The organism is Aliiroseovarius sp. B-4 (assembly GCF_056857795.1).
Window position 1 is genome coordinate 150,685 of sequence record NZ_JBSXNV010000039.1, and the last position, 12,576, is coordinate 163,260.

General features: G+C 58.5%; 10 protein-coding genes. 6 read left to right on the plus strand and 4 right to left on the minus strand.

Going from position 1 to position 12,576, the window contains the following annotated elements; all coding sequences use genetic code 11:
- Positions 1–343: 343 nt before the first annotated feature.
- From AC13C8_RS11705 to AC13C8_RS11725, 5 genes are all read left to right on the plus strand, one after another.
- The gene (locus AC13C8_RS11705; protein ID WP_482847443.1) at positions 344–589 is read left to right on the plus strand and encodes an integrase core domain-containing protein; all 246 of its coding nucleotides are present in this window, start codon (positions 344–346) and stop codon (positions 587–589) included.
- 251 nt (positions 590–840) lie between these two features.
- Complete coding sequence (locus AC13C8_RS11710; RefSeq protein ID WP_091427399.1) at positions 841–1,395, plus strand: ImuA family protein; 555 nt, start codon at positions 841–843, stop codon at positions 1,393–1,395.
- On the plus strand, positions 1,337–2,815 hold the full coding sequence (locus AC13C8_RS11715; RefSeq protein WP_091427403.1) for a Y-family DNA polymerase: 1,479 nt from the start codon (positions 1,337–1,339) through the stop codon (positions 2,813–2,815). The genes AC13C8_RS11710 and AC13C8_RS11715 overlap by 59 nt, the downstream gene beginning before the upstream one ends.
- The gene (locus AC13C8_RS11720; protein WP_482847445.1) at positions 2,812–6,195 is read left to right on the plus strand and encodes an error-prone DNA polymerase; all 3,384 of its coding nucleotides are present in this window, start codon (positions 2,812–2,814) and stop codon (positions 6,193–6,195) included. Before AC13C8_RS11715 ends, AC13C8_RS11720 begins: the two co-directional genes overlap by 4 nt.
- A 333-nt stretch (positions 6,196–6,528) precedes the next feature.
- Positions 6,529–7,434, plus strand: a complete 906-nt coding sequence (locus AC13C8_RS11725; RefSeq protein WP_482847447.1) for a glycosyl transferase family protein — start codon at positions 6,529–6,531, stop codon at positions 7,432–7,434.
- A gap of 6 nt (positions 7,435–7,440) precedes the next feature.
- Here the strand turns inward: AC13C8_RS11725 and AC13C8_RS11730 are convergent, their stop codons facing one another.
- Positions 7,441–7,665 (minus strand): hexameric tyrosine-coordinated heme protein, encoded by a 225-nt coding sequence (locus tag AC13C8_RS11730; protein WP_482847448.1) that lies wholly within the window; start codon positions 7,663–7,665, stop codon positions 7,441–7,443.
- Between the two features lie 161 nt (positions 7,666–7,826).
- On the opposite strand from AC13C8_RS11730, the gene AC13C8_RS11735 reads away from it, so the two are divergent.
- Positions 7,827–8,840 carry a C-terminal binding protein gene (locus AC13C8_RS11735; RefSeq protein WP_482847450.1) on the plus strand — a complete coding sequence of 338 codons (1,014 nt, stop codon included), beginning with the start codon at positions 7,827–7,829 and terminating at the stop codon, positions 8,838–8,840.
- An 8-nt stretch (positions 8,841–8,848) separates the two neighbouring features.
- Here the strand turns inward: AC13C8_RS11735 and AC13C8_RS11740 are convergent, their stop codons facing one another.
- From AC13C8_RS11740 to phnY, 3 genes are all read right to left on the minus strand, one after another.
- The gene (locus AC13C8_RS11740) at positions 8,849–9,688 is read right to left on the minus strand and encodes a DMT family transporter (protein ID WP_091427412.1); all 840 of its coding nucleotides are present in this window, start codon (positions 9,686–9,688) and stop codon (positions 8,849–8,851) included.
- Positions 9,685–11,040 carry a (R)-1-hydroxy-2-aminoethylphosphonate ammonia-lyase gene (gene pbfA / locus AC13C8_RS11745; protein WP_482847452.1) on the minus strand — a complete coding sequence of 452 codons (1,356 nt, stop codon included), beginning with the start codon at positions 11,038–11,040 and terminating at the stop codon, positions 9,685–9,687. The genes AC13C8_RS11740 and pbfA overlap by 4 nt, the downstream gene beginning before the upstream one ends.
- 75 nt (positions 11,041–11,115) lie before the next feature.
- Entirely contained in the window at positions 11,116–12,564 is a 1,449-nt protein-coding gene (phnY, locus tag AC13C8_RS11750) for a phosphonoacetaldehyde dehydrogenase (RefSeq protein WP_482847454.1), read from the minus strand.
- Positions 12,565–12,576: the final 12 nt, after the last annotated feature.

The following is a 12,576-nucleotide window of genomic DNA, read 5'->3' on the forward strand; positions in this document are numbered from 1 at the left end:
ACGTTTGGGCCAGAATTGAAAGACATGATTATCTGTTTTCTTGAGGTTTTGGTTATCGAAAGAGTCAAAGATCCGTGACGTTCCACAAACCTTTCAAGACATTGTAAATAACGATAAAGCCAATTTGCTATGGCCGTTACCCCATCTCTATCCCAGACTTGGAGTGCGGTGGTGTGACGGAATGTGATACGTTATCTTCACAAAAGTAGTGCGAAATAGAGGACTTTGTGATTTGCGGATTGGCGCTTGCAATATTCCTGCCTGAAAAGTAAGCGCCGCAAGGCTGGATCGCACTACGATAGAAAGGGCTAACACCTTCTGCACTCACCATTTCCCGAATAGATTGCCTGGTTCCATCTCGATGAACGGGCGTGGCAGATACCTCGACAACATCTTCGTCGAACGCCTTTGGCGGTCACTGAACCAGGAGGCCATCTATCTCGAAGAAATCGACGACGGCTGCAAGGCCCGTTGCATCATCAGAGGCTGGATGGCCTTCTACAACACCAAACGCCCCCATTCCGCGCTTGATCGGCAGACGCCCGATGACGTATATTGGACAGGCTTGGAGCAACGACACGCAGCATGAGACTTAAACCCGATACACCTTAGAAATGCTGCAAACCTGTCCGAAAAGATGGGACCATCTTCAACCGATGCAGCCTTAACGCACAATCCCCATAGCACCGAGACCTGCCCGCGCTTTCCTCCTTGTCAGATTTGTCGCCGCTGCATCTCGCGATGGCAGCAGCCACAAACCTTAGACAAAGTAAGCTTTCGCCACAGCTGTACCAAGGTCCGGTATTGTTTGCCCCCGGTGTTTCTCGCTACATTCTCCCCATGCAACATGCCGAGCTTCCATTTTTCCCTCCCGCCAGATCCCGCACACATGAGGTTTGCGGCGCGGGCGCGTATGTGTTTGCCTTTGCGCTCGCGGCACGATTGGGTGGCCATACGATATGGGTTCGTGAAAGCTGGGATAGCGCTCAGATCAACCCAACCGGGTTTGCAGATTTCGTGGAACCCTCAGAACTGACGGTTTGTAACACGAGGGCTCAAACAGAAGCGCTTGCGATTGCTGAAGAGGCGCTGCGGTCGGAGGCGGTTTCACTGGTCGTCGTGCAACTCAATAAGCCCTTGGGATTAACAGAGGGGCGGCGACTGCAATTGGCAACGCGAGATGGAATGTCCACAGGGCTAGCCATTATTCCCGAAGGCATGGGAAGTCATGCGGCGGAAACGCGTTGGCGCTGCACCCCCGTTTTCGACCCTGAAGACTCGACACTCCAGAAGTGGGAGCTTATTAAGAACAAAACAGGAACAATGGGTGTCTGGCATGTTCGATGGGATACAGCGTCGCGTCGTATCACTGTGGTTTCCCCGGCTCGCGAGTGACCGGGTTTTACGCCAGTGCCCGATCGAAGGGCCCTTTGCCCTGACGTTGAAACAGCAAAATTCCAACCGGATCTACTGCCTGAATGCTGCCGCAGAGAAACAAGGCTTGCATCAGGGCATGCCCTATGCGGATGCGCGCGCTTTTTTTCCAAGCCTGCAAAGTCGAGAGGCGGAGATCGAAAAAGATCAACAATTTCTACGCATCTTGTGCCGCTGGGCGCTGCGCTATTGCCCGTGGGTGGGGTTGGAGGGGAAGGATGGGTTGGTTCTGGACATCACCGGCTCGGCGCATCTGTTTGGAGGAGAAGCCCCCATGCTGGCCGATATGCGCACACGCCTGATGCGAGCGGGATTATCGGTGCAAATCGGCTGTGCTAATACGCGCGGGGCGGCTTGGGCCCTAGCGCATCATGGCGAGGGAATTGCCTCAAGCAGGGATACGCTGCCCGCCCTAAGAGCCTTACCAGTGGCGGCCTTGCGGATTGAAGACAGCATGTCGATCACGTTGCAACGCCTGGGGCTGCGCAGCATTGGCGATCTGGTCGGGGCCGCGCGCGCGCCGCTGACCCGCCGGTTTGGACCTGGCCTGCTGTTGCGGCTGGATCAGGCCCTGGGCGCACAGCCCGAAGAGATATCGCCGCAGACAACACCGCCGCATTACGCCGTGCGGATGACATTGCCCGAACCGATTGGTCTGTTGTCAGACGTGATGGCAGGTGCCGAACGGCTTTTGGCTCAGCTTTGCACGAAGTTGAAAACACATGAGGTCGGCGCGCGCAAACTGTGCCTCTCTTTGCGCCGGGTTGATCAGGGTCATCAGCAGGTTGAGCTGCGCCTGGTCCGGCCCTTGCGCGACCCACAGCGTATTCTGCCGCTCTTTGAACGAGGGTTGGCAGAAATTGATGCGGGATTTGGTATTGACCAGCTGAGGCTTGAAGCCACGCTGATCGACCCCCTGCCAGTACAACAGATCAGCCATGCCTCGGATGGTGGAAAAGGCAAGCTGGATGACCTGATTTCCCGGATCGGCACACGGATCGGATTGGAGAACATCCAGCGGTTCCTTCCCGCTGACAGCCACATCCCGGAGCGGAGTTTCATCATTGCGCCAGCGGCCTATTCAGAGCCTGCCAGTGGTTGGAACCTTTCTAACACACGCCCGATCCTCCTGTTTCCATCAGAGCCGATTTCCGGAGCGGGTGCACGCCCGCCCGCGCAATTTCGCTGGCGGCGAATGGCTCTGACCACAGGTCGGGTGACCGGCCCGGAACGCATTGCCCCGGAATGGTGGCTGGAGGATGACAACTGGCGCTCGGGCCTGCGTGACTACTGGCGCGTGGAAACGCGTGAGGGGCGGCGGCTTTGGCTTTTTCACACACCGCAAAACCCGGGCTGGTTCGTGCAGGGAGAGTTTGCATGATCGAGGTTAACCGCACTCACCACCCGATCGAGCCGTTCCGGCACGACATGCTGGCTGCCCGGATGCAGGGGCAGGACTATGCCGAGCTTTGTGTCACCACGAATTTCACCTTTCTGACCGGGGCTTCCCACCCCGAGGAACTGGTGGTACGGGCGGCTGAACTGGGCTTGTCGGCCATTGCTATCACGGATCGTAATTCGCTCGCAGGGATGGTGCGGGCCTGGTCGGCTCTGAAGGAGCTTAAACTCGAAAGACAAGAAGCGGTGCAGATACGCTCGCAACAGCGGGTGGACAATTCATCCCGGCAAATCATTGGGCAGAGTGATCCGCTGGCCAAGCCCGACACTGCATCGCTGCCTAGGTTGATAGTGGGCTCTCGGCTTGTCTTGCAGAACAGTTCAGTCGAATGGATCGCCCTGCCACGCGACCGGGCCGCCTACAAACGCCTGACGCGCCTGCTGACCCTGGGGAAGCGACGTACGGAAAAGGGCGGATGCATTCTTCACACCAAAGACATGATGACAGCCTGCAAGGGCATGATCCTGATCGCCTTGCCACAGGGGTGTTTGAATGAGGCTATACCCGATATTCGAAGGCTTCGTCAGCAGTTCCCCAACCATGTCTTTTTGGGCGCTGCTCCACGTTATGATGGGAGCGATCAAGCCTATTTCAATGCCTGCGCGCAGGCGGCGCAAAAAGCCTCGGCCCCGATGGTGGCGGTGGGCGATGTGCTGATGCACCGCGCAAACCGTCGCCAGCTTGCCGATGTGCTGACCTGCATGCGCGAGCGTATCACCATTGATCAGATCGGCACCCGCGCGCTGGCCAATGGCGAACACCGCCTGAAGGCCGGAGCGGACATGGCGCGGCTCTTTCGAAATCATCCGGCGGCGCTGCGCCGAACCTTGGAAATTGCCGACAGGTGCAGTTTTGATCTGAGCGAGCTGTCCTATGAATACCCGCATGAGGAAACGAGCGAGGAAACCCCGCAGGCCCGGCTGGAACGCCTGGTCAAGGAGGGGTTGAAGCGCCGCTACCCCGACGGCCCGCCGGACAGGGCGCTTGAGTTGATGGCAAAGGAACTGGCCGTTGTGAAAGAGCTGAACTTCCCTGCCTATTTCCTGACCGTGCATGACATTGTTCAATTCGCCAGATCAGAGGGCATCCTGTGCCAGGGGCGCGGCTCTGCGGCCAATTCCATTCTTTGCTATCTTCTGGGCATCACCGATGTCAGCCCCGATATGATTGCAATGGTCTTTGAACGCTTTGTGTCCAAACATCGGGGTGAGCCGCCAGATATCGACGTGGATTTCGAGCACGAACGGCGCGAAGAAGTCATCCAGTGGATTTATCGCAAATACGGTCGCCACCGCGCCGGGCTCTGCGCCACTGTGATCCACTTCCGCACCCGCGCTGCCATTCGTGAGGTCGGTAAGGTCATGGGGCTCAGCCAGGATGTGACCGCAGGACTGTCCGGGCAAATCTGGGGTATGACCAATGGCGGTGTCGACCTGAAGCGCATTCGCGAGCTTGGCCTTGACCCCGAGGATCGCCGCCTGATGCAGACCATCCGTCTGATTGGCGAGATCATCGGCTTTCCCCGCCACCTGTCCCAACATGTGGGAGGTTTTGTCATCACTCGTGGGCGGCTGGATGAGCTTGCCCCGATTGAAAACGCCGCGATGGAAGATCGCACCGTGATCTGCTGGGACAAGGACGACATTGACGCTTTGGGCATCCTCAAGGTGGATGTGCTGGGGCTGGGCATGCTCAGTTGCATTCGCAAAGCCTTTGCCTTGCTGCAAGAGCACGACAACGTAACACATAGCATTGCCTCGGTCCCCCAAAACGATGAAGCCACCTATGACATGCTGTGCCGGGCCGATGCGATTGGCGTCTTTCAGGTGGAAAGCCGGGCGCAGATGAACTTTCTGCCCAGAATGCGGCCTCGTGAATTTTATGATCTCGTGATTGAGGTCGCCATTGTCCGTCCCGGTCCCATTCAGGGCGATATGGTTCAACCCTATATCCGGCGGCGTAACGGCCAAGAAAGCGCAGAACCCTTTGGGCCAGCGCTGGGACAGGTTACCGAACGCACCCTCGGTGTGCCTCTGTTTCAGGAACAGGCTTTGCAAATCGCGATGGTCGGGGCCGGATTTTCCGCTGAAGAAGCTGATCATCTGCGTAGATCTTTGGCCTCATTCCGGCGCATGGGGACGATTGGCAAATACCGGGAGAAATTCATCGCCGGTATGTTGAACAATGGTTATCGCTCGGACGTGGCCGAACGCTGCTTCGGCCAGATCGAGGGCTTTGCCGATTATGGTTTCCCTGAAAGTCATGCGGCAGCCTTTGCCATGCTAGCCTATGTCTCGGCCTGGCTGAAATGTCACCACCCGGCGATCTTTGCCTGCGCTTTGCTCAACTCTCAGCCGATGGGGTTCTATGCGCCTGCCCAGATCGTGCGGGATGTGCGTGAGCACGGGGTCGAGACACGGCCCATTTGCGTCAACCACTCGGACTGGGACAACACGCTGGAGCGGCGCCCCGATGGGGCCTTGGCGCTACGGCTTGGCTTTCGCCAGATCAAAGGGCTGAAAGAAGAGGATGCAGGCTGGATCGTGGCGGCGCGCGGCAATGGGTACCCCGACCCCGAGGCGCTGTGGCTGCGTGCGGGGGTGCGCCCCAATGTCCTGAGGCGCCTGGCCGAGGCCGATGCGTTTTCCGATATGGGGCTCATGCGGCGCAATGCGCTGTGGCAGGTCAAGGCCATCCAAAGCCCCACGCCTCTTCCTCTGTTCAATAATCCGATTGACGGGGAAAATATCCATGAACCACAGGTCGAATTGCCGGTCATGCAATTGGGCGAAGAGGTGGTGGAAGATTACGTTTCCACCCGCCTGACTCTGCGTGCTCACCCGATGGAACTGCTGCGCCCCGCGCTTCCCGGCCTGATCACACATGCGTCTTTGCAAGATGTTGCCTTGGGGCGGTATAGCGTTTGCGGCCTCGTCATCACCCGGCAACGCCCCGGCACAGCCTCTGGCGTGATCTTCTTAACGCTGGAAGATGAAACCGGAGTCAGCAATGTAGTTGTATGGCCTAAGGTCTATGAACAGTTTCGCCGCATTGTCATGGGCGGTCGGTTGTTGCGCGTCACAGGCTACCTGCAGCGCGAAGGGATTGTCGTGCATCTGATCGCGCAGGAGGTGCAGGATCTGTCACATAAACTGACCGAACTGGGCCACCCACAACCTGAAGCCCTGACCACCGAAGGCTCCCGTGCCGATGATACTCCGAAAAATTCACGCTATCCGGCTCGTGCGATGCATCCACGTGATCAGGCAAAACGGTTGTTTCCAAGTCGAGACTTTCACTAAAACAGACGTTCCAGAACATCGCAGAATTCGGTAGGGATGGGCTCTCTCGCGCGCTTTCTCTGTGCGGATGATCAATGGCAGCTTTCCGGTTGCGGCAATGTGATGGAAGATCTTTGAGCCGCAAATGGAAAAATTAGTGCGCCAGTAAAAACCCGGCCAATTCAAGATCAATGACTTAGCAATGCGGCAATGACAAAACTATGTGTCGCGCGCCACTTGATCCGTCTGGCCCCGGCGCTTTACTCTGGTCATGTTTCAATGTTGGTCTGAGCACGATCTGTCGGCTGGGGCTGACAATAGTACTGACCGCGCATCAATCAGGGAGGCCACCGAATGAGCTTGGCGGAATATGTGCGAATTCTGGGGCGTGGTCCGGGTCGTGCGCGATCGCTGACGCAGGACGAAGCCTATCGCGCCATGACGCTGATGCTGTCCGGTGAAGGTCCGCCCGAGGCCGTTGGCGCCATCCTGATGCTGATGCGGATGAAAGGCGAAACCGCAAGCGAGATTGCAGGATTTGCCAAAGCAGCGCAGGATGCTTTGCCTGCGGGACCGGCAGCCGATCTCGATTGGCCATGCTATGCGGCGGGGCGTACGCGTGGTGCGCCGTGGTTCCTTCACGCTGCGAAGGCCATCGCCCAGAACGAAACGCGCGTTTTGCTGCACGGCTGGAACAAGCCCGACGCACGGGTCCGTGCCGGACTGGACGTGCTTTCCATCCCCTTCTGCACCACTCTGGACGACGCGGCATCCGCGCTTGACCACGGACAGATTGCCTATCTGCCACTCGAGATAATTCACCCACGCCTTTTTGCACTGCTCAATCTGCGGGATGCTTTTGGACTCCGGTCATGTGTAAACACAGTGTGCAGAATGCTGAACCCCGGTCGCGCCGTGGCAAGCGTTCAGGGCGTGTTTCATCCATCATACCGGCTGTTGCAGGCCGACGCGGCACAGCTTCTTGGGTGGGAGGCATTGACGGTAATCAAAGGCGGCGGCGGCGAGTTCGAACGCCATCCCGGCAAGACCGTTGAAGCGTTTGGATTGCGTCAGGGCCGGCCCTGGCAAGGCAGCGTGCCGCCCTTGGTAAATGAAACCGCCCGCCTTCAGGATTATGATGGACCTCTGGTTCCCGTCGACGCGCCATTTGCGCAAGCCATGGTCGCTGGGACCATCGACCTTGCCCGTGACACACTTGCCGGAGCATGCCCATCTGGTCGCCTAAAGGATTCGGCCTGAGCGTGTTTACCGCCAGTAATCATTGGCCGCAGCGACCGTGGCAAAATGAGTTGCGACAACCTGACTGACCGCGATCAACGCCTCGGCGTCCTCTGCATATTCGGGGCGCATTCGACTGCGGGCTTCGTCGTCGGGTTGGGTCATCTTGACCGCAACACGTGACAGTTTGACAGCCAGCTCATAGCCTTGCTCAGGTGTTTCCGTGATCAGGGATGGAAGCCAGGATGACATGATATGTCCTTTCACGCAGGCATCTTTCGCCCATAGTTTGGGTCCACCGCGCCGACAAAGCAACACCTCGCCTGATCCGACGAAACAGGTCTGTTCGCATTGGCCTATGATCGTGGTATCAGGTAGTGTTTTCAACAGGTTAAATATAACAGGAATACGCCATGAAAATCGTGCGGACGGACAGCGAGCTTCAGACGCCGAAACTGGACGCAGACCTGACTGCGGCCGGTCATGACCTGGTGCTGTTGCCGGGTGGGGTTACTGAGGATGTGATGTTGGCGGCAACGCGCGACGCCGATCTGATTCTGATGTGCTACACGCCGATCACGAAACGGATGATCGGCAACGCGACCCGGCTGAAAGGCATCGTGAAATATGGTGTCGGCATTGACGCTATCGACATTCCCGCCGCCATCGACGCGGGCGTGGCCGTGGTGAACGTGCCGGAATATGCGGAAGAGACGGTGGCCGAAGGTGCCTTTGCCTTGCTGATCGCGCTGGCCAAGAAACTGGCCACGCTTAACACCCATATGACATCTCAAGGATGGGCGTGGCCCGAACCCACATGGCTTGGGTCGGACATCGCCGGCAAGACCGTCGGGATTGTAGGGCTTGGCAAGATCGGGTGCAGCATGGCGCGCATGGCGGGGCTGGGGTTCCGGGCAAATGTGATCGCCTACAGCCCACATACCACGGCGGCGGAAATGGCGAGGCTGAGTGTGACGAAAGTTGACAACCTGCTTGACCTGATGACGCAAAGCGATTTCGTCACGATCCACGCAGTTCTGAACGATGACACCCGTGGCATGATTGGCGAGGCGGAGCTGCGGGCGATGAAGCCCTCCGCCTTTCTGATCAATGTATCTCGCGGTGCGATTGTGGACGAAGCTGCCCTTGTTCGGGCGATCCGCGAGGGCTGGATTTCCGGAGCGGGGTTGGATGTGTTCAGTCAGGAACCCCTGAGCAAAACGGGCCATCCGATGAGCGTGCTGTTTGACCACCCCAACGTGATCTTGTCGCCACATCTGACCTTCTATACCGAGGACGCAATGCAGCGGTTGGAGGATGAAACGCTGGAACGGTGTTTCGAGGTGCTGGAAGGCCGCGACGTGCTGATCAAATCCCGCGACCCACGCCTGCGCGCGCAAACCAAGGGCGTGGTTTTTGCCGATTAGGGTGCGGGCTACCGCACCAAACCGATGAAGATGATCCCGGCCCCGACAGCCGCTGCCGACATAAGACGCCGTGCCCGCGGCCCTTCGCCAAACCAAAGAACGCCGATCAGGGCGGCGAAGATCACCGAAGTTTCGCGCAGCGCGGACACGATGCCCAGCGGCGCGATTGTCTTGGCATAGAGCACCAGCGCATAGGCGGTGCCAGACACCACACCCCCCATGAACCCGATCAAAAGCATTCTGGGCGGTTGCGCGCGCAACCGGTCCAAGCGGGAGGGAAACAGAAACAGAACGATCAGGATTTTCGACAGGAACAGCCAGCCAATATAGCCAAGCGCGCTGCCGGAAGTTCGCACGCCGAACCCATCGACCAACGTATAGGCTACCACGGTGCCTCCAACCGCCAAGGCCGCGAAAAGTGCGTTTCTGGAAATCGTCGCGCTGAATGCGCCTTGGGCAAGAAACATGATCCCTGCCGAGACGCTGAAAATGCCGATCCACGCCTGCAAAGGCAGCGTTTCGCCCACCCAAAACTGCGCGCCTAACGCGACAAGAACCGGGGCGAAGCCGCGCGCCACGGGATAAATGAAGCTCAGATCACCCAGACGATAGGCGACGCTCAGGAAATAGAAATAAAGCCAGTGAATCGCGACGGACGCGATCATAAAGGGCCATGCTGACGGATCCGGGATGGGCACGAACCCGATGAAGGTCAGGGCAAAGGCCACATGCCCCAAGGCCATCATGCCCAGCATGATCACCCTGTCCCCTGCCCCTTTAACCAGGGCATTCCACAGCGCGTGCAGGAAAGCAGCCGACAAAACAATCAAGGCGACTTGAGCAGTCATGCCGCGTCTTTGATCGCCGTCACCACAATCTCAAGCGCGCGGTCCAGATCATCGCGCGCGATGGTCAGCGGGGGCGACAGGGTCAACACACAGCCCTGGCTGATCTTGAAGCTCAGACCCGCTTCGAGACAGGCGTAATAAATCCGCTCTGCCTTCGCATTGCCAGGGGTTTTCAGGGCGCGGTCTTCGACGATTTCGACACCGAACATCAGACCGCGACCACGAATGTCGCCGACAATCGGGACATCTTGAAGACGATCCTGAAGCACATGCATCGCGTAGGTGCCAAGATCGGCGGACCGGGCGACCAGTCCTTCTTCCTCGATGATCTCGATCGTGGTCAGGGCGGCGCGGGATGTGACCGGGTTTTTTTCGTGCGTGTAATGCCCGATGGCGAAGTCACCGCAGACATCCAGTTCCTGTCGCGCCACGCAGGCCGCGATCGGAAGGATGCCGCCGCCCAGCGCTTTGCCCATGGTGACGATGTCGGGGATGATCTCGTCATGTTCGAACGCGAACATCTTGCCGGTCTTGCCCAGCCCGGTCGGAATTTCGTCCATGATCAAAAGTGCGCCGTGTCGGCTGCACGCCTCTCGCACGGTCTTCCAGAAACCGGGGGGCGGAACATACGGCACCGCACGCATGGGTTCCGCGATCACCGCGGCCACGTCGCCTTCGCGCTCCAGCACATATTCGACCATCCTGGCACAGGCCAATCCGCAGGTGTCGGGGCTTTCGTGATTATACGGGCAGCGATAGCAGGCAAACGGCGCGACATGTTCGGTGCCCGACAGAAGCGGCCCGGCGATGTGGCTGCGGAACGTCGCCTCGCCCCCCACGCTGGCCGCGCCCATCCCCGCGCCGTGAAACGCATCCCAGAACGAGATTGTCTTGAACCGCCCCGTCGCGGCACGCGCGATCTTCAACGCCACCTCATTGGCGTCCGACCCGCCAGTGGTGAACAGCACCTTGCCAAGATCGCCGGGCGCAATCGCGGCCAGTTTCTCGGCCAGTTGAACTGCCGGGTCATTGGTGAACCGCCGTGGTGCGAACGGCAGATCGTCCAACTGCGCCTTGATCGCGGCAATCAGTTTGGGGTGGCCATAACCGATATGGTGCACGGAATTTCCATGAAAATCCATGAAGCGGCGCCCGTCCATATCCTCGATCCAGATTCCGTCGGCCTTTGCAATGGTGCTGACACAGGGGCTGGACAGGCTTTGGTGCATGAACGCATCGGCGTCGCGTTTCAACAACGGACCGGATTTGGGCCCGATGGATTTCTTCAACCAAACCCGCCGTGCGTCCGACGTGTTGGATTCGCCTTCGGTGTGAACGATCTTGGTTGTCATGGCACCTCAAGAAGAAAAGGTGAGACCCGGACACCGGGCCTCACAGACAGGGAGGGGAAATGGTCGCGCACCACCCTAGTTCGGCCAGGGCAGCGAATAGGTTTTGACGTTGGTAAAGAACTTCATCGCTTCGGTGACGCCTTCCTTGACGGCATTGCCTGAATCCTTGATGCCGCCAAACGGCGATGTTTCGATCCGGTAGCCGGGCTGTTCCCAGATGTTGCAGGTCCCCACATCCAGACCGTTGATAAAGGCGATCGCGCGGTTCAGATCATTTGTGCAGACCCCCGAAGACAGGCCGAACTGGGTCGAGTTCGAGATCCGCATAACCTCGTCATCATCATCGGGCACACGGACGATTGGTATGATCGGGCCGAAAGTTTCCTCCATCACCAATTCACTGTCATGGGGCACGTGGTCGACCACAATGGGCGGCAGAAGCGCGCCGTCGCGACCGGGGTGATACAGGATTTCGGCACCATCCTTTTCGGCCATGAAGACGCGTTTTTCGAACAGTTCTGCCGCCTGCGCATGGATCACGCAACCCAGTTCCGTGTCGGGGTCTTGCGGATCGCCAAACTTGATCTTCTTGGCCTTCTCAAGCACCAGCGGCACGAACTTGTCAGCCACGCTTTCCTGCACCAGAATACGTTTGATCGCGGTGCAGCGCTGGCCGGAATTGCCCGTGGCCCCCGCCACCGCAATGGTCGCGGCCTTGTCCAGATCGGCATCGGTCAGATCGTTGCAAACGATCAGAGGATCGTTGCCGCCAAGCTCCAGCGCCTGCCGCTTATAGGACGCCTTTTCAGCGATCATCTTGCCCACGGGCACGCCGCCGGTGAAGGTGATGATGTCGATGTTTTCGTTGACGATCATCTCCTCCCCGATATCCTGCGGCCAGCCGGTGACAACCTGGAACATCTCGGGCGGCAGGCCCGCTTCGTAAAGGATATCTGCCAGCGCAATCGCGGTCAGCGGCGTCAGCTCGGTTGGCTTGCAAACCATACAATTGTTGGTCGCAATCGACGGCGCAATCTTGTGGCTGACCATGTTCAGCGGATGGTTGAACGGCGTGATCGCGCTGATCGCCCGCACCGGTTCGCGCTTGGTGAAAATCTTGCGCTCTTTCCCGTTGTGGGTCAGGTCACACGAGAAAATCTCGCCATCGTCATTCAATGCCTGCGCGGCAGCGAACTGATAGACATCCTGCGCGCGCTTGGTTTCGTAAATGGCGTGCTGGTGGCAAATGCCCAACTCCAGCACCAGCCACTTGGCCAGAAACTCGCGCCGCTCACCGATCAGCTCACCAGCACGTTGCAGGATTTGCGACCGTTCATAGCGGGACAGCTTCGACTTGTAGTTCGCCGCAATGTCAAATGCGCGACGGGCGTGTTCAGCCTGACCGGCGGGCACTGTGCCGATGACCTCATCAGTATAGGGATACTTCACCGGAACGACATCGTCAGTGAACACGATCTCGCCGCCGATGCGCATACCTTCGTGGCGGATGTCGTCTTTGCTCATCACGTTATCCTT